Annotated in this window: 21 protein-coding genes and 1 riboswitch; of the genes, 14 read left to right on the forward strand and 7 right to left on the reverse strand. The window is 32.0% G+C overall.

Going from position 1 to position 25,271, the window contains the following annotated elements:
- Positions 1-85 precede the first annotated feature (85 nt).
- The 5 genes from KO500_RS04660 (at position 86) to thiD (ending at position 4,191) form a co-directional block, all read left to right on the forward strand.
- Positions 86-1,060 carry an NAD(P)H-dependent flavin oxidoreductase gene (locus KO500_RS04660; RefSeq protein WP_215955336.1) on the forward strand — a complete coding sequence of 325 codons (975 nt, stop codon included), beginning with the start codon at positions 86-88 and terminating at the stop codon, positions 1,058-1,060.
- A 9-nt stretch (positions 1,061-1,069) separates the two neighbouring features.
- Positions 1,070-2,032 (forward strand): YheT family hydrolase, encoded by a 963-nt coding sequence (locus tag KO500_RS04665; RefSeq protein WP_215955337.1) that lies wholly within the window; start codon positions 1,070-1,072, stop codon positions 2,030-2,032.
- A gap of 43 nt (positions 2,033-2,075) precedes the next feature.
- Positions 2,076-2,555 carry a c-type cytochrome gene (locus KO500_RS04670; RefSeq protein WP_215955338.1) on the forward strand — a complete coding sequence of 160 codons (480 nt, stop codon included), beginning with the start codon at positions 2,076-2,078 and terminating at the stop codon, positions 2,553-2,555.
- Between the two features lie 9 nt (positions 2,556-2,564).
- A riboswitch (TPP riboswitch) is annotated at positions 2,565-2,658 on the forward strand.
- A gap of 70 nt (positions 2,659-2,728) precedes the next feature.
- A complete protein-coding gene (gene tenA / locus KO500_RS04675; RefSeq protein ID WP_215955339.1) occupies positions 2,729-3,382 on the forward strand; it encodes a thiaminase II in 654 nt (217 codons plus the stop codon).
- The gene (gene thiD, locus KO500_RS04680; RefSeq protein WP_215955340.1) at positions 3,370-4,191 is read left to right on the forward strand and encodes a bifunctional hydroxymethylpyrimidine kinase/phosphomethylpyrimidine kinase; all 822 of its coding nucleotides are present in this window, start codon (positions 3,370-3,372) and stop codon (positions 4,189-4,191) included. Before tenA ends, thiD begins: the two co-directional genes overlap by 13 nt.
- Here thiD and KO500_RS04685 read toward each other — a convergent pair whose 3' ends face one another.
- Positions 4,192-5,826 carry a SulP family inorganic anion transporter gene (locus tag KO500_RS04685; protein WP_215955341.1) on the reverse strand — a complete coding sequence of 545 codons (1,635 nt, stop codon included), beginning with the start codon at positions 5,824-5,826 and terminating at the stop codon, positions 4,192-4,194.
- A gap of 427 nt (positions 5,827-6,253) precedes the next feature.
- Here KO500_RS04685 and KO500_RS04690 point away from each other — a divergent pair, with 427 nt between their 5' ends.
- A complete protein-coding gene (locus KO500_RS04690; RefSeq protein ID WP_215955342.1) occupies positions 6,254-7,255 on the forward strand; it encodes an NAD(P)H-dependent glycerol-3-phosphate dehydrogenase in 1,002 nt (333 codons plus the stop codon).
- On the opposite strand, the gene KO500_RS04695 is transcribed toward KO500_RS04690, so the two are convergent.
- From KO500_RS04695 to KO500_RS04710, 4 genes are read right to left on the reverse strand one after another with little or no spacing between them, the layout of a single operon-like run.
- Complete coding sequence (locus KO500_RS04695; protein ID WP_215955343.1) at positions 7,252-8,919, reverse strand: glycerol-3-phosphate dehydrogenase/oxidase; 1,668 nt, start codon at positions 8,917-8,919, stop codon at positions 7,252-7,254. The genes KO500_RS04690 and KO500_RS04695 overlap by 4 nt on opposite strands.
- 56 nt (positions 8,920-8,975) lie before the next feature.
- Positions 8,976-11,324, reverse strand: a complete 2,349-nt coding sequence (gene pbpC, locus KO500_RS04700) for a penicillin-binding protein 1C (protein WP_436835709.1) — start codon at positions 11,322-11,324, stop codon at positions 8,976-8,978.
- A complete protein-coding gene (locus KO500_RS04705) occupies positions 11,314-11,622 on the reverse strand; it encodes an antibiotic biosynthesis monooxygenase family protein (protein WP_215955345.1) in 309 nt (102 codons plus the stop codon). The genes pbpC and KO500_RS04705 overlap by 11 nt, the downstream gene beginning before the upstream one ends.
- Before the next feature lie 10 nt (positions 11,623-11,632).
- A complete protein-coding gene (locus tag KO500_RS04710) occupies positions 11,633-11,989 on the reverse strand; it encodes a hypothetical protein (protein ID WP_215955346.1) in 357 nt (118 codons plus the stop codon).
- A 135-nt stretch (positions 11,990-12,124) separates the two neighbouring features.
- Between KO500_RS04710 and KO500_RS04715 the strand changes: the two genes are divergently transcribed.
- Positions 12,125-12,658, forward strand: coding sequence for a CvpA family protein (locus tag KO500_RS04715; RefSeq protein WP_215955347.1), 534 nt, complete (start codon positions 12,125-12,127; stop codon positions 12,656-12,658).
- 98 nt (positions 12,659-12,756) lie between these two features.
- Positions 12,757-13,188, forward strand: a complete 432-nt coding sequence (locus tag KO500_RS04720; RefSeq protein ID WP_215955348.1) for a hypothetical protein — start codon at positions 12,757-12,759, stop codon at positions 13,186-13,188.
- A gap of 50 nt (positions 13,189-13,238) precedes the next feature.
- On the opposite strand, the gene KO500_RS04725 is transcribed toward KO500_RS04720, so the two are convergent.
- Positions 13,239-18,761 carry an alpha-2-macroglobulin family protein gene (locus tag KO500_RS04725; protein WP_215955349.1) on the reverse strand — a complete coding sequence of 1,841 codons (5,523 nt, stop codon included), beginning with the start codon at positions 18,759-18,761 and terminating at the stop codon, positions 13,239-13,241.
- A gap of 323 nt (positions 18,762-19,084) precedes the next feature.
- Here KO500_RS04725 and KO500_RS04730 point away from each other — a divergent pair, with 323 nt between their 5' ends.
- The 6 genes from KO500_RS04730 (at position 19,085) to KO500_RS04755 (ending at position 24,162) form a co-directional block, all read left to right on the forward strand.
- Positions 19,085-19,564 (forward strand): CAP domain-containing protein, encoded by a 480-nt coding sequence (locus tag KO500_RS04730; RefSeq protein WP_215955350.1) that lies wholly within the window; start codon positions 19,085-19,087, stop codon positions 19,562-19,564.
- Positions 19,565-19,745: 181 nt separating this feature from the next.
- Positions 19,746-20,285, forward strand: coding sequence for a 3-hydroxyanthranilate 3,4-dioxygenase (locus KO500_RS04735; protein WP_215955351.1), 540 nt, complete (start codon positions 19,746-19,748; stop codon positions 20,283-20,285).
- A gap of 3 nt (positions 20,286-20,288) precedes the next feature.
- The gene (locus tag KO500_RS04740; protein ID WP_215955352.1) at positions 20,289-20,648 is read left to right on the forward strand and encodes a DUF1304 domain-containing protein; all 360 of its coding nucleotides are present in this window, start codon (positions 20,289-20,291) and stop codon (positions 20,646-20,648) included.
- Positions 20,649-20,719: 71 nt separating this feature from the next.
- The gene (gene amaB / locus KO500_RS04745; protein WP_215955353.1) at positions 20,720-22,273 is read left to right on the forward strand and encodes an L-piperidine-6-carboxylate dehydrogenase; all 1,554 of its coding nucleotides are present in this window, start codon (positions 20,720-20,722) and stop codon (positions 22,271-22,273) included.
- A 354-nt stretch (positions 22,274-22,627) separates the two neighbouring features.
- Entirely contained in the window at positions 22,628-23,542 is a 915-nt protein-coding gene (locus tag KO500_RS04750; protein ID WP_215955354.1) for an OmpA family protein, read from the forward strand.
- Between the two features lie 23 nt (positions 23,543-23,565).
- Entirely contained in the window at positions 23,566-24,162 is a 597-nt protein-coding gene (locus tag KO500_RS04755; RefSeq protein WP_215955355.1) for a hypothetical protein, read from the forward strand.
- Between the two features lie 74 nt (positions 24,163-24,236).
- Here the strand turns inward: KO500_RS04755 and KO500_RS04760 are convergent, their stop codons facing one another.
- Positions 24,237-25,235, reverse strand: a complete 999-nt coding sequence (locus tag KO500_RS04760) for an acyl-ACP desaturase (RefSeq protein WP_215955356.1) — start codon at positions 25,233-25,235, stop codon at positions 24,237-24,239.
- Positions 25,236-25,271: the final 36 nt, after the last annotated feature.

Here is a 25,271-nt window from a genome sequence, read left to right on the forward strand (position 1 = left end):
AATTGTAAAAATACTATAGATTTGAATAATAAGTCAAAGTACTCAGAAAAATATCGTTATTTTTATCATATAAACAATTTTTACCATGAAAAATAAAGCACCTTTTATAAATGAACTGGCATTACCTATAGTTACCGCACCAATGTTTTTAATTTCTGGTCCAAATTTGGTAATCGAATGTTGCAAAAATGGAATTGTTGGAACTTTCCCCGCTTTAAATCAACGTTCAAGTGAAGGATTTGAAGAATGGTTAATTGAAATAAAAACAACTTTAAAAGAGTTTGAAGATACTACAGGTAAAAAAGCAGCTCCGTTTGGTGTAAATTTAATAGTACACCCAACAAACCCGAGACTTGAAGCCGATTTAAAATTATGTGTAAAACATAAAGTACCACTAATTATTACATCACTAGGTGCAGTATCACAAGTTGTAGATGCTATACATAGTTATGGCGGATTGGTATTTCATGATATTATAAAGAAAAGGCATGCTGAAAAAGCTGCTGAAGCAGGAGTTGATGGTTTAATTTTAGTAGCAGCTGGTGCTGGTGGTCATGCAGGTACAATTAACCCCATGACTTTAGTTGCTGAAATTAAAAAATTCTATGATAAAACAATTATTTTATCGGGTTGTATTAGTACCGGTAGAGATGTTGCATCTGCATTACAAATGGGTGCCGATCTAGCATATATGGGAACTCGTTTTATAAATACTGAAGAAAGTAGAGCTACCGATGAATATAGAAAAATGATTGTGGAAGCTGGCGCAAGTGATGTTACGTATACAGCATCAATATCAGGTGTACACGCAAACTTTCTGAGTGCAAGCTTAAAAGCAGCAGGTATTACTGAAGAGGATTTAAAAAAAGATGTAAAAATAGATTTTGGTAAAGAATTAGATACTGAAGCTAAAGCTTGGAAAACAATTTGGTCCGCAGGGCAAGGTGTTGCTTTAATTGACGACATTGTACCTGTTTCAACATTAGTTGAAAATTTAAAAACTGAGTTTAAAAGTTCAATTGAAGAGCAAATAAAAGTTTTAGAAAATTTCCCAAAATAGTAGTTCAGAATGCCTATAATTTTGTCCGATTACAATCCCCCATTTTTGTTTAAGAATGGTCACATATCAACTATTTACTCAGGAGTAATTCGTAAAGTTGATGGACTAATACAAAAAAGGGAGCGTATTATATTACCTGATAATGATTTTTTAGATTTAGATTGGAGTTATACCGATCAAAAATCAAATAAAGTTGCTATTGTTATTCATGGCCTAGAAGGTAGTGCTCAACGCCCCTATATAACAGGAATTGCGAAGCAATTTGTAGCAAACAATTACAATGTTTGTGCAGTTAATTTAAGAAGTTGTAGTGGTGAGCCCAATCTTTTATTTAAATCATACCATTCAGGTGCAACAGGAGATTTAAATGCTGTAATTCAAAATATTCTTCAAAAAAAAGAATACTCAGAGTTATATTTAAATGGTTTTAGCTTAGGAGGGAATTTGATATTAAAGTATTTAGGTGAAAAACGAATGATTCCAAAAGAAATTAAAGCCGCTGTTGCAATATCTGTACCTTGTGATTTGCACAGCTCATTAAGAGAATTATTAGCGACTAGAAATAAAATTTACGCAAATAGATTTAAAAAGCATTTGATTGATAAATTAAGAGCTAAACAACAACTCTTTCCTAGTAAAATTACAAATGAAGACATCGCACAAATAAAAACATTAAAAGATTTTGACGATGTATACACAAGTAGAGCACATGGTTTTAAAGATGCTATTGACTATTACACACAATCTAGTTGCTTGCAATTCTTACCTTCTATTAAAATTCCTACGCTGATTATCAACAGTAAAAATGATTCTTTTTTAGGTAAAGAATGTTACCCTAAAAAAGAAGCAGAAGAAAATTCTAATTTATATTTAGAGATGCCAAATTATGGCGGACACGTTGGCTTTATTGGCAAAAACAATATGACATATACGGAGCATAGAACTATTAATTTTTTAAAGGAATTTCATTAAATTAGCAGATTGTTTATCTTAGTAACTTAAATTATTTATAATAATGAAAAAACTAGTTGGTGCTTTATCTCTTTGCCTACTTTTAGCAAATTGTGGCGAAAAAAAAGAAGAGAAAAAAGGTGGTTTTGAGATGAACCGTGCTAAAACCGAAAAAAAAGAGGAAAAAGTCGTTGAAAAGACTCCTATTGACATGAGTAATGAAGGTATTGGCCCTTACAAAGATTTTTCTTTTCCAAGTGATATTGATTCCGGTTTGGCCTCTGAGGGGGAAGCAAAGTACAAAAATGTCTGTACAGCTTGCCATATGGCTGACAAAAAACTGATTGGACCTGCTTTATCTGGTGTTTACGAAAGAAGAAATGCTACTTGGGTAATGAATATGATGAAAAATCCAACGGAAATGTTGAGAAAAGATCCAATTGCAAAGGCTTTATTAAAAGAATATAATAATGCTGTTATGCTCGACAATAAACTATCTGACCAAGAAACCAGAGCTATTGCTGAATATTTAAGAACATTATAAATAAAATATAATAATCGTTAGGGGAGCTCTTAATTGGGCTGAGATTTTACCCTTTGAACCTGATTTGTTTAATTGCAACGAAGGGAAACGAGAATTGCCTATCTTCTAAAAACATTACTAATGTTTTTGTTTTATTCGCATTCGTTTTTCAGTTGTGTAAACTACACATAATTATGAAATGGAGTGAGAATACTTGGAATCAAATGATTCCTACTTATGAAAAAATCACCAAACACCCTTTTATTGAAGAACTATCTAACGGTAGTTTACCACAAGAAAAATTCGAATATTACATTCAACAAGATGCTTATTATTTAGCTGACTTTGGGAAAGTATTAGCAGGTATCGGCACTAAACTAGAGAAACCTGCGCATGTTGAAGCTTTTTTAAGCTTCGCAACAAATACCATTCAAGTAGAACAAATACTTCACAGCAGTTATTTACAACAGTTTAATTTTAATAAAGATGTGCCTATCTCACCATCATGTTTATTGTATGTAGGTTTTTTAAATAAAATATTCAATTTATCTACTATAGAAGAAACATTAGCTGCGGTATTGCCTTGCTTCTGGATTTATAAAAAAGTTGGTGATTATATTTTAAAGATTCAAACCACATCAGAAAACCCTTATCAAAACTGGATAGCTACCTATGCAGGAGAAGAATTTGGTATAGCAGTTAAAAACGCGATTGAAATTTGTGATTATTATGCAGATAAATCAACAACTGAAACTAGAAAAAAAATGACTGATGCCTTCTTAATGGCTTCAAAAATGGAATGGCTTTTTTGGGATAGTGCTTATAATTTAGAATCATGGAAAATATAAATAAGAACTATTCAAGAGCACTCACAATTGCAGGAAGTGATTCTGGCGGAGGAGCAGGCATACAAGCAGATTTAAAAACATTTAGTGCCTGTGGTTGTTACGGAACATCTGCAATAACAGCATTAACCGCACAAAATACTGTAGGTGTAATTGATATTCACCCAATACCTATTACTCATTTAGAAAAGCAGATGGAAGCTGTTTTAGATGATATTGGAACAGATGCTGTAAAAATAGGTATGCTTCATTCTTGTGAAACAATAACAAGTGTAGTACAAACACTAAAGAAATACAAAGTAAAAAATATAGTAGTTGACCCTGTTATGGTTGCAACATCAGGAGATAAACTCTTACTAAATGAAGCAATTAATCATATTGGAAATGAATTACTACCCATTGCACGACTTATAACACCCAATAAATATGAGTGTGAATTATTGTTAAACAAAAAAATCAACAATCAATCTGAATTAAAGTTCTTCACTTATGAATTGGCAACAAAGTACAATACTTCTGTTTTATTAAAAGCTGGCCATTTTAATAATGATGCATTAACTGATATTTTTTATAATAAGGAAACTAACGAATTTTTAGAGCTTACTTCAAAAAGAGTAAAAACTAATAACACACATGGCACAGGTTGCACCTTATCATCAGCTATTACAGCATTTTTAGCTCAAGGATTTTCATTGCAAAAAGCCGTAATAAAAGGTAAAGAATATTTAGAAAGTGCTATACATAAAAGTGTGAACTACACCCTTGGGAAAGGGCATGGTCCACTACATCATTTTTATAATTTTTGGGATTAATTAATCCTCATCTTCATAATTAAAGCCGTCAGCTACAACTTTATATGTTGGATCTTCTAACACATTTACATCAACAATATCATCCGCTATTTTTAGTAGGTTGATACAATCTTTACTCAAATGTTTTAAGTGCAATTTTTTACCTGCTTTTTGATATCTTTCAGAGAGTTTATTAATAGCTTCAATACCAGACATATCAGCAATACGGCTGTCTTTAAAATCAATTACTACTTCCTCAGGATCTGTTGCAACTTCAAATTTTTCACTAAAACCTGTTGTAGATCCAAAAAATAATGGGCCAAATATTTCATACGTTTTCACGCCATTAGCATCAACGCTTTTACGTGCACGAATACGTTTTGCGTTTTCCCAAGAGAATGCAAGAGCTGATATAATTACGCCAATAAATACCGCAATTGCTAAATCGAAAAATACTGTAATTGCAGATACTGCGATTAAAACAAAAGCATCTGATCTTGGTATTTTTTTTAATATTCTGAAACTTGACCAAGCAAATGTTTCAATAACCATCATAAACATTACACCTATTAATGCCGCAATAGGTACTTGTTCAATATATGTATCAGCAAATAAGATAAAAGTTAATAAAGTTAATGCCATTACCACACCTGATAATCTGCCTCTACCTTTTGCATTAATATTAATAACTGTTTGCCCAATCATACCACAACCACCAGTACCGCCAAGTAAACCACTTGCAATATTACCCATACCTTGAGCAACACATTCTCTATTTCCTTGACCTCTAGTATCCGTTAATTCATCAACCAAATTCATCGTCATTAAACTTTCAATTAGACCAACACTAGCTGCTAAAAATGCATAAGGAAGTATAAATGTAAAAGTCTCTAAATTAAAAGGTAAAAATTGCCACAGTTCTTGATTGGGTGTTGGAAATTCACCTTTTAAACCATCACCACCACCCTCTCTAATGTATGAACCAACTGTTGTTACGTCAATATCAAATAAAATAACGCCAAATGTTGTAATTAAGATTGCTGTTAGAGCTGCAGGAACTTTAGTTGTCAACTTAGGCAAAAAGTAAATAATTGCCATAGTAAATAATACTAAACCAATCATTATAAATAATTCAGAACCTTGCATAAATACACTTAAGTATTTATCTACAGAATTTGGATCAGGATTAGGTATTTTATGACTAAACATCTTTACTTGAGCGATAAAAATTACAATTGCTAAACCGTTAACAAACCCCATCATTACAGAGTGTGGAATCAAACGAACAAAACGACCTAATTTTAGAACTCCAGCAAATATTTGAATTATTCCCATTAAAATTACAGCACCTAATAAATAATAGTAACCCATATTATCAACCGGAATATCCATTTCTAGTCCTTTAATATGGCCTTCTCTAATAAGGTTTACAAAAATTACTGCAACGGCACCTGCTGCTCCAGATATTAAACCTGGCCTACCACCAAAAATAGCAGTAATTAAACCAATTATAAATGCTCCAGATAGCGCTACTAATGGATCGATATTTGCTACAAAAGCAAATGCTACCACTTCAGGAATCATTGCTAATGAAACTGTTACACCTGCAAAAAAATCGTTTTTAGGGTTTGAGGTAAAGTTTTTAAAAAAGCTCATTATTTATATTCATTTTTCAAGTTGCAAAAGTACCATTTTTCATTCGTACTGTTAACATGAACCTAAATTATAACGTAATTAATAGTTTAGCCCTAAAATTTTACCAATCTCTTAAAAAATATATACTTATTTTTTATAAAAAAACCGCTGTAAGCACTAATACTTACAGCGGTCTCAACAACCAACCTAAAAAACTTTTCTCTAATTATTCATTTACTAACTTATCACTCAATATATTTAAGACCAAAACTTAAAAGTTTATATATCTTAAATACACTTTTTATAATAGCAATTCTTATGCCAAAAACTTATGACTCTGAATACTAGGGTTTTATAATGTATCAATTTTAAGTAATTTTGTAAACTAATAAAGTTTTTGGTAAACAAAAAAAGAAATGATTACCTTTCTTTTTTTTGAAAACAAACTATGAACAGAGATTTAAAATTTGCAGTTTTAGGAGGCGGAAGTTGGGCAACAGCAATCGTAAAAATGTTGACTGAAAATGTTGATACCGTACACTGGTTTATGCGAAATTCTGATGCAATTGAACACATTAGAACTCAAGGTCATAACCCCAATTATTTGAGTTCTGTAGAGTTTAATACAGAGCAATTAATTTTAACGGATGATATAAATACCGCAGTTACTAATGCCGATTTATTAATTTTTGTTATTCCATCTGCATTTTTAGAAACTGAACTTTCTAAACTTACTGTTTCACTTGAAAACAAATGTTTATTTTCTGCTATAAAAGGTATTGTACCAGAAACCGGATTAATTGTTGGTGAACATTTTCATGAGAAATATGATATTCCGTTTAAAAAAATTGGTGTAATTACTGGGCCTTGCCATGCTGAAGAGGTTGCACTTGAACGTTTATCTTATTTAACCATTGCTTGTGGTGACACTCATAAAGCTGAAATAATGGCTGAGCATTTAAGTAGTGAGTACATTAAAACTAAAACTTCTGACGATATTATTGGTACTGAATATGCAGCTATGCTTAAAAATATTTATGCAATTGCTGCTGGTATTGCTCATGGTCTAGGGTATGGAGATAACTTTCAAAGTGTATTAATGAGTAACGCGATTAGAGAAATGAAGCGTTACATTAAAAAAATACATAACATGAAACGTAATATTAATAACTCTGCATATTTAGGTGATTTATTAGTAACTGGTTATTCTACTTTTAGTCGTAATCGTATGTTTGGGAATATGATTGGTAAAGGCTACACAGTAAAAAGTGCGATGATGGAAATGAAAATGGTTGCAGAAGGATATTATGCTACCAAAAGTGCACATAAGCTAAACAATGGTCGAAAAAACAAATCTAAAACACCAATATTAAACGCAGTTTATGAGGTACTCTACAATGATAAAAACCCAAAAAGAGTTTTTAAAGATTTGACGGATAAGTTAGATTAATCACGATTTAATGAAAAATTAGAATGTTCATCTATCTCATGTTCTAATTCTTGTCGATAGTCTTCTATTTTATTATCTGAGAGTTTAAAAACTTTTTTAAATTCTTCTAGAATAGGATCCATTAAATAACGAATGCTTTCAATATCAAAATACAAACGTCCAGTTCTTCTAATAAAGAAATCCATCGGATTTTGTATCATTTCATAATGAATACAGAATAAAAGTTCTGCTTTTGCTAGTCTAACTTTTATGTCTTTATCATTTATTAAAGCATATGTTTCTAAAACAACTTCAGTTTGTTTAGCATAATTTGTTACTAAAAACCAAGCATCATGAGCTTTAAAACCATCTGCTTGTATTCGGCTTGTAATTTCTAAAATGTACTCTTTTACTTCTTTTGCATTTTTAAAAGCATTCTTACACAACGGAATTTCATCTGTATGGCAAGATTTTAATTCTTTAGTTGAATCTGCCTCTTCGACTAATTTCACAACTCTATCAACCACACGCTCTGCCATTTTACGGTAACCTGTGAGTTTGCCACCTGCAATGCTAATCAACCCTGTATCAGAAGTGAAAATCTCATCTTTTCGTGATAACTCGGAAGCAGATTTTCCTTCTTCATGAATCAAAGGTCTTAAACCAGCCCATGAAGAAACTATATCATCTAAACTCAATTCTATAGTCGGGAACATATTATTTACTGCTGAAATTAAATACATCGCATCAGCTAAATCTGTTTTAACCTTGTCTTTATTTTCAGTATAATGCGTATCAGTAGTACCCACATACGTAGTATTTCCACGAGGAATAGCAAACATCATTCTACCATCAGGGATATCAAAATAAACAGACTGTTGTACTGGTAATTTTTCATACGGAAAAACCAAATGCACCCCTTTTGTTAGGTATAAATGTTTGCCTTTATTAGAGTTATTTACTGCTCTTAAATCATCAACCCAAGGGCCTGTGGCGCTTACCACATATTTTGATTTTATTTTGAACTCACTACCTGAAACTGCATCTTTTACGACAACACCTGTAATTTTTTTATCTGTATAAATAAATTCTTCTACTGATGCGTAATTTAAAGCTGTAGTATCGTAATTTAAACTCGTTTTGATATTTTCTATAGTCAAACGAGCATCATCAGTTCTATATTCGGCGTAATAACCTGCACCGTTCAAGTTTTTTGTAGGAAGTAATGGTTCTAATATAAGTGCATCTTCTTTCTCTAACATTTGGCGTTTATCTTCATCAGTAACTTGTGCCAAAATATCATACACTTTTAGCCCAATTGAAGTTAACCATTTTCCATACGAACCATTTTCCATTAAAGGCAACAACATTTTTTCTGGCAATACCAAGTGTGGTGCTAATTTGTGAACAATTGCACGTTCTGAACCCACTTCTTTCACCAACCAAAAATCAAATTGTTTTAGGTATCTGAGTCCGCCATGAATAAGTTTTGTTGATTTACTACTGGTACCTGAAGCAAAATCATTTTTTTCTATTAAAGCTACTTTTAAACCACGAGAAGAAGCATCTAAAGCTATACCAGCACCTGTGATTCCGCCACCAATTACGACCAAATCGAAAGTGTCTTTACACAAATTTAAGATGGTTTTATTCCTATTTAAATTTGAAAACTCTTTTAAACTCATAATTGATTTTTTATAGTCTGGTTACTCAAAGATAAGTTTTTTGCAAAGTTGCAATATTAATCTATTGTTATAATTACGCTTGTTTCATTACCAAATGCATCAATTGCTAAAATTTTGTGTACGCCTTCACTAGGTATTATTCCTATTTCATGAAAATTCTCAGTTTCTTTAATAAAAACCTCATCTAAATACCAAAAAACTTTAGTCTCTGGTTTTGCATGAGCTAGTTTTACAACAACTTCATTAGTTTTCCCCTCAAAGTTTTTAGCCAACACTATTTTACTTCCATTTTTTGGATAAATAATTTCCATTGGAGATGTATTGGTACGCACACAATCACCCCTAAAAGGTGGTAAAACTCTGTACGTAGGGTGTGACTTTTTATAATAGTATTCTATGATGGGTGGTAACACAAACCACGACTGTGTAATTGCTTGTGACAAATCTTCACATGAAGAATTTACTCTAAATTGCTTATCACTATCTAACTGTATCACTTGATGATATTTACAAACCTCAACATGATTCTGTTTATTAGGAATACTAATTGTTTTTTTGGGGCAATTTACAGATGCTAGATAGCCACTTTTTACACATACCTCTACATTTGTGAATTCATCTAAAGGCTTTAAAAACCAATCTGTTTTTGGCAATATATCAAACACATCAAATAAAATTGGCGCAGCACTAGTAACCCCTGTTGTGTTTGGCCTTCCTTCACCATCAGCATTACCAACCCAAACACCCACAACATAATCGCTAGTTACACCTATTGCCCAAGCATCTTTATTACCAAAACTAGTTCCTGTTTTCCATGCTATCTCTTTACTTGAATCGTAAAACTCCCACGATTCACTACCTTGTGGTCTATTCACCTCCTTCATCGCATCAAAAGTCAAATAAATACTTCCTGCATCAAAAAGTGTTTTTTCTGTTGATTTTTCACCAAAGTCTATAGTAGAATTTTGCCTCCAAATTGGTTCGACAAATTCGTTCTTAAAATATTCGCTTGATGAACTGTTAAAATGATTTACCGTTGAAGCTAAGTTTGCATACGACTTACATAAATCCCATAAATTACTCTCTGCACCACCCAATATTAAAGTTAAGCCATAATGATCAGCTGACTTGTTCAACCCTTTGAGATTAAAACTTTTTAACTGATCTCTAAATTTATGCAAACCATACGACTGTAAAAGTCGAACTGCAGGAATGTTTAATGAGCGTGCCAATGCTTTTTTTGCTTCAATAGCACCGCTGTAAGTTTCGTTAAAATTTTCAGGACTATACCCAGCTATTTGGGTAGGAATATCTGGTACTAGCATATCTGGTAACAATTCACCAGCATCTAACATAGCAGTATATAATAAAGGTTTTAAAACACTACCTGTACTTCTATTGGCTTGCACCATATTTACATCTTTTTCATGTAAATTATCGGTTGAGGTATTGCCAACATATGCTAAAACCCCTCTAGTTTTAACATCTAAAACTAAAACCGAAGCATTAAAAACTAAATTTTGTTTAAGTAAACGGTAGTGTTTAGCTACAATTGCATTTGCATTTTCTTGTAAATTTTTATCTAAAGTACTTTGTATGCGTTCCCCTTTATATGTTTTTGAAATGTGTTGTACAAAATGTGGCGCGCTATTAGGCAAAGCATAGGGTTTTTGAGGCAATTGTTCAAGGAGCGCTAAATCATATGTTGTTCTATCTATGATTTTTTTATCAAATAACTTTTTGAGTAACCTATTTCTCTTTGCTAATAATTTAGATTGATTTTTACCCGGATAAATCAAACTTGGTGCATTTGGTAATACTGCCAAAGTAGCTGTTTCTGCCCAAGAAAGTTGGTGTGGTAATAAACCAAAATATCGCCATGACGCTACTTCTAAGCCAACCACATTGCCACCAAAAGGTGCATGACTTGCATACAATTTAAGTATCTCTTTTTTTGAATATCTAAGTTCTAATCTAGTTGCCAGAATAAGCTCTTTAAACTTTTCAAAATATGACCTTGCTTGATTATCTCTTGACAATCTAATTACTTGTTGCGTAATTGTACTTCCGCCACGAACTGTATGCCCGGCTCTAATGTTTGTTAAAATAGCTTTACCCATTGAAACAGGATTAAAACCTACATGCTTATAAAAATAAGCATCTTCGAAATTTAATAAACAGGTTTCAAATTTGTGAGGAACGCTATCAACTACTGGAAATCGCCATTGACCATCATCAGCAATTTTAGCACCTAGTAATATTCCTGATTTACTCTCTACAACTGTTGCCGTTGGTGCTTTAAAAAGTATTTTAGGAAGACAGAAATAATAGGCAATTAAAAGTACTGTTAGGAATAACAGTTTTTTAGGGTGTTTTTTTATAAAACGAATGGATTTACTTTTCAAACTCATACGCTCTTTCTACTAAGCAAATACGAACTCTGTAAGAAGAATACCAATCTTTTCTCCCTTTTTGTTGCGCAAAAACATGATAAGCTTGTTGTTTCCAATTTGCAATGGCTTCTAAATTTTTCCAGTAACTAACCGTAATACCTATCTCTTCACGCGCACTTTCAACACCCAAAAACCCTTCTTGCTCTCTTGCTAAATCTTCCATTTTTTGCCCCATAAAACCATAACCATTATCTTCATCTGTTCTAGTAGAAGTAAAAATTACAGCATAATATGGTGGGTTTAGTATCATTAGTAAATTTTTAACTTATATATTCATTATCAACAAAATAAGTAACAATAGCCTCTTTCATTAAAACAGATTGTTCACCAGCCTTTAATGATGGCAACTCTTCTTTTATAGTGTAATGTGGCCAACCATCTTCATCAAAATAGTCAAAAGCATAAAATCCGTAAGGCTCCAATAACCTGCAAATTGCAATATGCATTAAATCTAGCTTTTCATTCTTTTTATAACTTCTATGGTATTTACCCAATTCTTGAACTCCAACTAAATAAATTATAGCGTCTAACTCTAAGGTATCTCCATCTGCAAACTGAGCTGATAATTTTTCAACTAAAATATCCCAACGCTCTTTTAACTGTATATCTCTTGCCATTCGTTTTAAATTTTATAAATACTTCTGTTTTCCATTATCATGCTATCTATTTTATAAAGAAGTATTGTTATCTGAAATTTCAAATATTTTCAAAGGTACAAATCAAAGTTCTATATTTGTTGTAAAGTGCGCATTATGAATTTTTTAGATATTGTTTTAGGAATATTATTATTAATAGGACTTTATAAAGGTTTCAAAAATGGCCTTTTTATTGAAATTGCATCTTTAATCGCATTAATTGCAGGTATTTATGGCGCCATTCACTTTTCTTATATTACAGGAAATTACTTAGCACTACATATGGATTGGAATGAACAAAACATGAATATAGCCTCATTTGTAGTCACTTTTATTCTTATTGTTATCGCAATACATTATTCCGGAAAACTTTTAACTAAAGTTGCCGATTTTGCAATGCTAGGGTTTTTAAACAAAATTGCAGGAGCAATTTTTGGTGCTCTCAAAATTGCTGTTATTGTTGGTGCTATTATAATATTTTTTGATAGTGTAAATAATACCATTTCCATTGTTGATAAAGAAACTAAAGAACAATCTAAACTTTATGAGCCAATTAAAGAAATTGGCCGTTTCATTTTCAGTAAAGTACTCGTCATAAACGAATCAATCGATTTTGAAAATAGTGTAAAATCCGACACTGAAATTTACTAAATACTTAATTTTAAAGAATTTAATCGCTTTTTATCGTAATTTTTGTAAAGTAGAAAATTCCTACATTAAATTTGTGTTATTATTCAATACAAATAAGAATGATACGAAGCCTTAAAAATTCTCCCTATTACAAAGAAGCCTTTAATGAGTTAGTCTACCCTTTTGGTAGCTATTATTTGTTTGATGGGTTTGTTGTTGCTGAAATTAATGAAGACGTAATTTATTCTTGGGAACACCATGGAAAACAAATAACACAAGAAATTTCAAACTTATACGAGAATAATGGTGATGGCATTATATACATTACCAATAGAATTTACAATTATTCTGTAAAACCATCTGATTGGTTAAAATTTTATAAAAATAATTTCAATTTAAAAGGTTACGCTATTGTAAGCTATTCTGAAAAAGGTAAGAAAAATTCATTATTAGAACGCTTGTTTATGAACTCTAAAATGAAAAGATTTACCTGTATAAATAGTGCTATTGAATGGGCTGCAAGTGAAATTACTCACCAAAAATTAGCATAAAAAAAGCACTAAATTAAATTTAGTGCTTTACAATCATTCCTCTTTATTGTTTACTGAACAACTTTAACCCATTGTCCTTTAGTTCTTATTCTATAATCATTATCATACATGGCTTCTGCTTGTATACCAGGTAAATAATATTCCCCTAAATATGAAGCATTTAATAGTATTCTGAATGTTTTAGATTCGTATTTTCCTAAATCAAAATAGAAGTTCACTCGGTCATCACGCAAATCTGTATACGTCACATCATTTTGTGCAAAATTACCGAAGTCTGTAAAGCGAGTATTTACAATTTCCCAACCACTTGGGAAAATTTCCGTTAGCGCGATATTCTTTATCGGACTATTTGTTGAGTTCTTAATAGTAACTTCAGCAACAAAGTCGGTTCCTTGATTTAAACTTGTTATATTTATACGATTACCGTTTCTATTTATAAAATTAGACATAACCGATAGGTTTAAGACACTTGGCTTTTCTTGGCCTACCGGAAGTATTCCATTATTAATTACACTAGTATAGAGCATATTATCTTCTAAATTTTTAATCTCAATGACATTAGAACCTTTTTTAATTTTCAGTTCTCTATTAGCTAATGTTTTTGAAGTATTTACACTTACTTTTCCCCCATTGACAACTACAGATGCTTTTATTCCTTTTCCTCCAACCATTTTGGCAAACTTACCAATGGCTAATAAACTATAGGCAGTACTTTGGGTACTCATCCATTTTTCTGCTTTTAAGTTAGAAGCAACACTTTTAGCTACTTCTTGAGCTTTTATTTTATTGTTTAATAAAATATGCGTTTCTAAAGCCATAGCACTATTTCTTTCTGAAGAACCGTAGGTGTAATAGTTGTATTTATAAGAATCACCATCAACCTTAGCTGTGCTTAACACTTCTTTTGCAACACTCGCCTGACCAATTAATCCATAGGCTGCTGCTAATCTAAATTTAGCTTCATCTGAAATATTACTCGTTTCTCTCAAGCGGTTCATAGAAGCAACATCGGCATTACCAGAAAGTGCTAGCGTATATAAACGATATGCTTGAGCTAAATCTGGTGTTTGCCCTGAGCGCCATTGCTTAGATACATTCTGTTGAAATTTAACCCAATTGGCTTTAAAAGAAATTGGCATTACAAAACCTTTTTTCTCCGCCTCTAATAAAAAATGCCCAGCATAAGTTGTTCCCCAGTCATTAGTAGAACTTTGGCCTGGCCAATATGATAACCCACCATTTGGCCTTTGGAAACTTCCTAAACGTTTTATCGCATTTTCAATATTATTTTGAACTTCTTTTTTCTTTTTTGCAGTTAAATCAAAAATATCACTTAAATATAATTGAGGAAAAGCAGCAGAAGTGGTTTGCTCAACACAACCATGAGGGTAACGAATTAGATATTGCATTCTACCATTAAAACTCATAGGTGGTAACGTAGAAAACTCAATACTTGCGGTATTACTACCTGAAATACCAAACGTTTCTAAGTTTACCATTTGACTAGAGTTTGCATCTAAGACAAAATCTTGAATTTCTGATGTTTTTACATTCGGATTCACTACATCAATAGGAATCTCAAATGATGCTTTTTCACCGCCACCAGAAGCTTCAACAATTACTTTACCTATACCTTTAAAATCGCTAACATTTAAATTAAAATATACCATTTTTTCATCTGGTTGATCAAATCTTAACGTCTTTATTGCATCACCAGAAACAGTAAATGCTTTATCATTTTTAATTTTTATAGTGACATTTTTCACTTTTTTCTCCATTGCAAAAACAGTTACAGGCAAGGTTACTTTTTCACCCGGAGTAATTTTACGTGGTAATGATGCTAATATCATTAAAGGTTTACGAACCGGTGTTGTTTTTTCCGCTTTACCATATGCCTCATTTGTTGCATCACCTGCAATAACCATTGTTCTAACTGAACCTACATATTTAGGTATATTGATTTTATGTGATTTAGACTCCCCTTTTTCCAATGAAAAAGGACCTAAATGCACCACCATTGGTTCAAACCTATTTGCTTTTTTATTTTTAGCTCCTGCTAAATCATCATCACCACCAATGGCAAATACTTGATTTATTTTGCCCCCATATGCTCCAATTATATCATCGTATATATCCCATGTTTTTACACCTAGTGCTTCGCGAGCATAAAATGTTGACCAAGCATTTGGTGTTTTAAAGCGAGTTAAATCTAAAAGTCCCTCATCAACTATTGCGATTGTGTAGGTCATTGCTTTTTTATTTTTCTCACTAACTTTAACAGTTATGCTTTGTTCAGGACGTAAAACATCAGGCATTTTAATTTGAGGGTCTAACCTTGTACTTGGGTTTTCAACACCTATACCAACTACACCATACATACGTATTGGCGAATCGTTTAATGTAGATGCATGAGGTTGCAACAATGCTATGTTAATATATACATTTGGTGTGTACAACTCACTAATTGGCAATTCAAACTTGGTTTCACCTTTTGTAGTTTCTATCCAAAGTGATTCTAAAACCTCACTACCATTTTCAACAGTAACCAAAGCTCTACCACCTTCTGAACTTGGAAAAGTTATCGTAGCTTTTTCACCAACATTATACTTTTCTTTATCTGTAGAAAACAATAACATTGTAGCTGCAGAAGGATCATTTTTACGAGATTTTCCTGCCCATCCTGGCCAATCTATATAAACAGCTTTACCTGTTGCGTGGCCGCCATTTTTATCTTCAACTCGAACAAGGTATCTTCCCCAGTCAGGATACTTCAACTCAAACTCAAAAGTTCCCTTTCCGTTTGAACCTGTAATTATATTTTTCTCAAATACAGCTTCACGATATTCACTACTATTGTATGATGATAAATTATCTTCAGAAGTGTCCCACCACCATCTCCAGTTCACCTTGTAAATAGAAACTTTTAGGTTTTCATTAGCTCTCGGGTTCCCATATTTATCAACAGTTACTACTTCAAACTTGTGTTTTACATCAGTAAGTAACATTCCTCTCGTCTTATCTCCTTTTGGTGCATTTAAACCAACATAAGTAGTGTACGGCGAATACGGTTTTGTAAATACATCAGTACTAAAATCACCTCCATTTTCGTAAACCTTAGTTACAAATGCAGCTGTTAGCATGCCTGGTGCATTACCATCTAATTCTGGGTTTATACTAAAATTAGCTTTACCCTCTTCGTTTATTTCACCATCAAAAACAACTTGCTCTTCAGTTGAAAATTTACGTGTGGGATCATCAAATATATAACCAGGAAATGTTTTAAAAGTTGTTATTTTAGGGTTAAACTTAGCTGCTATATCTGCCTTTAAATTCTTAGCAATAGCACCATGTAACCATTTCACTTCCATGGCTCCTTTTATGGGTTTTGAACCACTTAAAATTGATGTTCCAAAATCAGATTTTATTTTTAACCTGTTAGGCTTTATTGTTTCTATTTTTAAGGTTTTTGTAAATGAAGCGCCACCTACAGAAATTTTTACCAACCAATTACCAGTTGGATCATTTTCGCCAGTTTTTAAATTAAAATTGTATACATTATTTACTCCTATAGTTTTTACTTCTTGATGCACCACTTTATTATACGGATCCATCAACTCAAGTTTTACGGGATGATTTGCAGGTAATTTGTTAGCATTATCATTCAACATAAATGATAAAAATATTTGATCTCCTGGCCTCCAAACTCCCCGCTCAGCATAAATAAAACCTTTTATTCCTTTTTGTAAACGTACACCAGAAACATCAAATTTACTTACTGATAATACATTACCATCATTTAATTTCACATATGTTTTTTGTCCGTTATTTTCTGCAACAGCAAAATAGGCTTGGTTATTTTCTGCATCAAAAAAAGAGGTTCCGTTAGTATCAGTAGTTACTGTACCCAAAGATTGTTGTTGGTAATTGTAAAATGTAACATTTGCGCCTTCAACAGGAGCAGTACTAACTATATCACTTACTGCGACAAAATAACTTTTATTTAAGCCTTTTTTTATAGTTAAGCCTAAATCAGAAGCTAAGACATTTATACTTACTTTTTTGTCATAGTAATATGAGGTGTTACATGGGTTTTCTCTTTCACTCCAGCTATAATCATAATAACCATATTCATCATAATAATCTTCAGCATTATCCCAAGAGCTATCTTCTGTTTCCTCGTCATAATTTTCAGAGGTAGCTACTTCTGTTTCAAAATTAGTCTCTTCACACTTATAAGAACTATATGAAGGTTTATACGAGAATTCAACTCGATAAATAGCACCTTTTTCAGGTGTGATTAACGATTTTAAATCTAAAGCATGAGATTGCCATTTACCGTTATTAACTGACAAATTATTTTGTAATTCTAGTCTTTTAGTAGCAACCGGTCGACCAACTTTTTTAATATATGTATTCCCATTTAAGTTATTATCTTGGAGAAATTGTAACACATTATTCTCATAAATACGTAGTACTGAAACATCAACATATTTAAGATTTACGGCTTCAAAATTAATTTTTAAATTATTAGACGATGGTAATATGGTACCGTTAGATAGTAACCTTACCTCTGGTTTTATTTGTTCAAAAGCAATACGTTCTTCAAACTTACTTTTAAGTTTGTAACCGTCTACACTTTGTATACCATCAAAAACTTCTAAAAGAACAGTACCATTAATCTCAGTAGAAGGGTAAGCTTTTAGAGTGTTACCGTCAACTGAAAATTTTAATCTACTATCACCTTCTAAAACTACCAATCCTTTAAGATTTTGACCTTTTTTAATAGGGTCTGAAAAATTAATAAGCAATACCGGTTTTGTGCCATTTTCAACCACAGCATCAAGAACGGTAAAATTGTTTTTACCAGGGATAACTATACTATTTTCTCCTTTACTATTAATATCATGTCCACTCCCGTCCCAAGTAAGATTTAATTTACTATCTTCCTCATAACGTGTAATACTATCTATTTTAAACTGAAAAAGATTTCCTTCTTGTACTGAGTTGTCAAATTTTACAGGAATATTTTTCCCTTTTTGTTCTATGGTTAGAAGTTTTTTCACAACTTCTAAATCAAGTACATCTGCACTGCGTATTTGTCCGTCTATATATTGATATTCTTTTGAGTACGACTGTAATGCATTTGTATTTACACTAAATTGTTGTTCTAAAGTTTTAACTACAAACACCAAGGTTTCAAATTCATCAGGTACATTTTCAATAATGGCTTCTAAATCTAAAGTAAATTCATAAGTTGTATTTTGTTTAAACTTATCGTTGGGTACAAATGCAATAGTTCTATTATTAAGAGCGACAACTTTACCTGATACATTTGGTGATATTTCAAATAAATCACTTGATAACTCATCACCTTTACTCCAAAATTCAATAGGGTTTTTAAAAACTACTCGAACATCACTTTTTGAAGATATAATACCATGTGTAGCTTCAACTATATATTCTTGATATTGATTGAGGTTATCTGTTTGATTTTCAACAGAAGTAGATTTATCTTTACAACCTATATTTATTAAAAGAAATGCAAAAATTGATAAAAGTGTTCTAATTTTCATGTAATGGTTTTTAAAATTGTAAAGCTAGTTGGTTTGTTATTCTTATTTGTAACTGAAAACAGGGATATTTATTATACTAAAAATAAAACATAACATTGATTTAATTGAAGTAAGAAATAAATATTTTAGTAAGTAGTATTTTTCTTATTTAATTACCAAGTATTTTCTCTCTTAATCTATTAAATATGTAGTTAATCTAAAATAAAACTTCTTTTAACAGTTTTTTATCATAAAATTTCTAAATTTAGAACATCGATAGTAATCGAAAAGATCCCGAAAAACCCCTATTTTTCAATTCTTATCCTACTTACAAATAGAACATTATGAAAATGAGGATGCATTATGCACTCTTGGTTTTATTTGTATTGATAATTAGCTCTTGTGGCAAAGAGGGAATAGAAGATACAGTAATAATAGAATCTGAGAATGCTATTACAGTAGAAGAAGAGTTACTAATTATTATTAATCAACATAGATCAGACGAAGGTTTTGACACTTTATCATACAGCGATATAGCCTATAAATATGCTAATGAGCATACTGATTATATGATAGCAATGGGTGACATAAACCACGACAATTTTAGTTCAAGAGCTTCAAATGTATCAAATGAAGATAATGCTTTAGCTGTATCTGAAAATGTGGCTAAAAATTATGAAACTGCAAAAATTGCTTTTGAAAGATGGTATAGTAGTGAAGAACATAGAAATGCAATAGATGGCGATTTTACCCATACGGCAGTAAGTGTGAAAAAAGATGAATTAGGAAAGTTATATTTCACCCAAATATTTTACAAAAAATAACAAAGCATATAAAGAAACTTTAAATTCTTGGCTAGAAAGCTCAACACATACAAAAAGTATAGAAAGTAATTTTACACATTCAGCCATTAGTACAAAATAACAAATAAGCTATTTAAATACTTTCTGTTATTTTCTTCGTAAAATAGATTGATATTTTTTAACTTTCGTAAAAATGTTAATTATGGCAACTGCTCCTCCTTTTAATCTTACAAAATGGATATCCGAAAATAGAGATTTACTAAAGCCCCCTGTTGGAAATAAAAACCTTTATAAAGAATCTGGTGATTATATTGTTATGATTGTTGCCGGGCCTAATGCTCGCAAAGATTATCATTATAACGAAACTGAAGAATTATTCTACCAACTAGAGGGTAATATTGAAGTTCATATACAAGAAGATGGAGAGAAAAAAACGATGAAACTTGGTCCTGGTGATATGTATTTACACCCTGCTAAAGTACCCCACTCACCCGTTAGACATGAAAATAGCATGGGTTTAGTTATTGAAAGAAAGAGAAACCATATGAAAATTGATGATGGTTTACTTTGGTTTTGTGACAATTGTAATCACAAATTGTATGAAGCCTATTTTACACTTAACGACATAGAAAAAGATTTTTTAGCACATTTTAAGCACTTTTATTCATCAGAAGAATTAAGAACCTGCTCAAACTGCGGCACTGTTATGCCTGTTGACGAACGATTTATTGCTAAAAATTAAATTATGAATATAGCTCTCAAAATAATAATTGGCTTTATAGCTTTGTTGCATACTTATATCTTGTATTTTGAAATGTTTGCCTGGACAACTAAAGGTAAAAAAGTGTTTAGTAGTTTCCCAAAAGACTTGTTTGAACCTACAAAAGCAATGGCCGCAAACCAAGGTTTATACAACGGTTTTTTAGCTGCAGGTTTAATTTGGACTTTTTTTATTACTAATCTAGAATGGCAACATAATATTGCTCTCTTTTTTTTATGTTGCGTTGCTATTGCTGGAATTTACGGAGCTCTTACAATAGAAAAGAAAATACTATTTGTGCAAACTATACCCGCTTCACTTGGTATAATTTTACTATTACTCTAATAATTATTACGTAAATAGTTTATCCATAACTTTACTCAAAATACAACCTTTAACGATTAAAGAGTTTTAAAATGTCAAAAACAGCTACCGAATTTGGTATAAATAATGCTTTATCTGCATTAGGAATTAAAGATATAAATAATGGAACCTCTACAGGTTTAAAAAGTTTTGGCGGAGGATATGAAATAACTTCTAATTCACCAGTAGATGGTGCTAAAATTGGAAAAGTAACTACAACCACTAAAGCTGATTATGAAAATGTAATACAAACTGCAACAATAGCTTATAAAGAGTGGAGAACTAAACCAGCCCCATTACGTGGAGAAATTGTACGACAGTTTGGTGAAAAACTAAGAATTTATAAAGAGTCTTTAGGTAAACTTGTTTCCTATGAAATGGGAAAATCATACCAAGAAGGTTTAGGCGAAGTTCAAGAAATGATTGATATCTGTGATTTTGCTGTTGGATTATCAAGACAATTACATGGTTTAACCATGCATTCGGAGAGACCTGGACATAGAATGTATGAACAATATCACTCCTTAGGTGTTGTCGGTATTATTTCTGCTTTTAACTTTCCAGTTGCAGTTTGGGCTTGGAATACTGCTTTAGCATGGATTTGTGGTGATGTTTGTATTTGGAAACCTTCAGAAAAAACACCTTTATGTGGTATTGCTTGCCAAAATATTATAGCAGAAGTTTTAAAAGAGAATAATTTACCTGAAGGTATTTCTTGTTTAATAAATGGCGATTCAACCGTTGGCGAATTTATAACAAATGATAATCGTATACCTTTAATATCTGCTACAGGTTCTACTAGAATGGGAAAAGCTGTTGCACAAACAGTAGCTGGAAGATTAGGGAAGTCTTTATTAGAACTTGGCGGTAATAATGCCATTATTGTTACACCAGATGCTGATATTAAAATGACTGTTATCGGTGCTGTATTTGGGGCAGTTGGTACAGCAGGTCAACGTTGTACCTCAACAAGAAGATTAATTATACATGAAAGTATTTACAATCAAGTAAAAAATGCGGTGGTTGATGCTTACAAGCAATTAAAAATTGGTAATCCTTTAGATGAAAATAACCATGTAGGGCCAATTATAGATACTAAAGCCGTAACCATGTATCAAAAAGCTTTAGATGCCGTTGTAGAACAAGGTGGTAAAATTATTGTTGAAGGTGGTGTTTTAGAGGGTAATGGATTTGAAAGTGGTTGTTATGTAAAACCTGCAATTGCTGAAGCAGAAAACAATTTTAGTATTGTTCAACACGAAACTTTTGCACCAATATTATATCTTATAAAATACAATGGTGATGTAACTGATGCTATTAAATTACAAAATGGAGTCGCTCAAGGTTTATCATCAGCAATTATGACAAATAATTTACGTGAGGCTGAATTATTTTTATCTACAAATGGTAGTGATTGTGGTATTGCGAATGTAAATATTGGAACATCGGGTGCTGAGATTGGAGGCGCATTTGGTGGAGAAAAAGAAACTGGTGGCGGAAGAGAATCTGGCTCTGATGCTTGGAAAGTTTATATGAGAAGACAGACAAATACAATTAACTATACAGCTGATTTACCACTTGCCCAAGGTATAAAGTTTGACTTATAAAAGCTAAAATACCCACAGGTGTACAGTTATATACGCATTGTGGGTATAATAAAAACTAAGCAAATATTACTTTTGCCAGAATAAAACCCTCATTCAATGCCATAACTTTGTAGGGAGAAAAAAAGGTCTTTTCATTATTCTTTCTCAAATATTATAAATAAAAGTCTGGTTTGTAAATATTTAGTACCGATGGTAGCAAATACTGTATAAATGGAAAGAATTTGATGAAAAAATCAGTATTTCTTAAATTTTAACATCTTATTCAATTGATAATGAAGATTTAATGTGAAAAACTTTAACATTTTAAAGTTTTTTTAATACTTTGCTATAACTAACACTAAATCATAAATATCAATGACTAAAAAAGCACAGTATCTACTAGGTATTATACTTACCATTCTAGTAGGAACCTATTTTTATTGGACATGTTGTAGCTCATGCAATGGCTCGAAAATAGAAGAAGAGGTTTTAATTGAGGAAACAGCTATTGAAGACGAACCAAAAGCCACTTCATATCCATTTGCCTTTAAAGATGGTGATTACAATGTAAATGTTAATGACAATTTTAACTTTAAAGCATCATCTTCAGCAATTTTATTACCACTTGCTGAAAATGTAGAAAATGAAATTAATAATCTAAAAAAATACTTGAATGAGAATACTAATAAAGCATTTAACATTACAGGGTATTATACCAGTAGTGAGGAAAATAAATCTGTTTTCCCAAATTTAGGTTTTGCTAGAGCAAATGCCGTTAAAAATTATATTGTTAATAAAGGGATTCCTTCTCACTCTATAAATATCAATGAAGAATTAAAGGATAGTTTTATACCTTCCGCAGAAAATGTTTTCTTTGGTCCAGTTGCTTATAGTATATCAGGAGAGACTGAAGACCTTAAAGACGAATTAAAAGCACTACATGATCAAATTGTTGCTGATCCTCTAGTTCTTCATTTTCAAACAGGAGAAGCTTCTATAAACCTATCTACAGAACAACGTCAAAAAATTGCAAACATATCAAGGTACCTTGATAAAGTTGATGATGCCTCATGTTCAATTATCGGTCATACTGATAATCAAGGAGTACGTGCAAATAATATAAAACTAGGGTTAGATAGAGCAGATTTTACAAAATCATACTTAATAAATAATGGGATTTCTGAAGCTAAAATTACAACATCTTCAGAAGGACCTGATAGCCCTATTGCTACAAATGATACTCCTGAAGGTCGTAGCCAAAATAGAAGAACTATCGTAACACTAAAATAATAAACCCTAATAAACTATAAATAATGAACTTTGAAAATTTAAACATTTGGTGCTGGATCATTCCTGCTTTAGTAGGTATAATCTGTGGAATTCTTGGGTACTTAATAGGCCGCCTTTCGGGAAGTACAACAATTGATAATTCTGAAGACCTTAAAATATGTAATGACAAAAATGCTAAGCTCGAAGCTGATTTAAAACTTTGCAAAGACAAAAGTTTAGGCCTTGAGAGTGATTTAGCTGCTTGTAAACTAAAATTGGCCACACCTCCACCAGTTGCTGAAACTCCTGTAACATCTTTTGCTGCTCCTGTAATTGCTATTCCTTTTGATGGTTCTGCGGCAAAATTAGCCTTTGGAAAAACCATTAAAGAAGATGATCTAAAACTTGTTGAGGGTATTGGTCCTAAAATCGAAGGCATGTTCAAGGAAAATGGCATTAAAACCTGGAAAAAACTTTCAGAAGCAACTGTAGCCGAATGCCAAGCCATACTTGATACTGGCGGACCTAGATACAAAATTCACAATCCTGCGTCATGGCCACTACAATCTAAGATGTGTTATGAAGGTAAATGGACCGAATTAGTAAAATGGCAAGATGAACACGATCATGGTAAATTATAAACTGTACCAATAAGATTAAAAACAAAAAGGTTCGCCATAATAGCGAACCTTTTTTGTATACTTAAGTTTTAGTTTTACAACCTTCCGTTTGCATCAACCCATTTAAATTGATAATCATCTTCTGGATGTTTCATACGTGTAGCAATACGCTCTAAACGAGATGGAAGTTTCATTAAATAATCTCTAGCACGTTCGCCATCGTCATTTAAACTTCTAATATTATCTAATTGCCAATACGCATTTAACTTTTTCAAAATGTCTATATAATCCATCGCAGTATAAACACCTAAGCGTTGTGCACAATTTGAAAAGTTTTCAAAAGCTGTACCTATTGTTCCTCCAGATTCACGTAAAAAATGTGCAGGCATAACTATTTTCTTTTTCATCATATCAGCAAAAGCTAACATCATTTGATTAGGGTCATGCTCAAAAATAGATTTTACAAACTCTCTATACGCTAAGTGGTGACGCATTTCATCTCCAGCAATAATAGTACACATTTTACCTAATAGAACATTCCCTTTCTTTTTAGCCATTTGCCCTACACGCTTGTGCGATATGTTTGTTGCTAATTCTTGAAAAGAAGTATAAACAAAGTTTTTGTACGGGTCTCTATCGGTACCAATATCAAAACCATCAGCAATTAAATGCTGCGTTGTAATTTCAACTTCTTTCATATTTACTCTACCAGAAAGGTATAAGTATTTATTTAAAACATCGCCATGACGGTTTTCTTCAGCTGTCCAATTACGAACCCATTTTGCCCAACCGTTACGTTTATTTTCTCCATGCTGATCTACACCTTCAACATCCATTAACCAAGACTCGTATGTAGGCAATGCTTCTTCAGTAATAGTATCTGCAACCATAGTTACCCAAAAATCGTAACCGAGCTCTTTTGATTCTTCTTGTATTTGCTTTACAGCATCTAAAAATCCGTCGCTTTGCGAATCTGGCAAAAAATCTGTTGGTTGCCAAATGTCTTCAATTGGAATAAGAAACTGATCAATAAAATCAGAAACTTTATGCTCAATTGCCCGCATAACTTCTATTCTAATATTTTTTGCTGACATAATTATTTTTTTTCAAAGTTCGTTATAATAGCCCAA

This window comes from Cellulophaga baltica, from assembly GCF_018861125.1.
GTDB classification, from domain to species: domain Bacteria; phylum Bacteroidota; class Bacteroidia; order Flavobacteriales; family Flavobacteriaceae; genus Cellulophaga; species Cellulophaga baltica_A.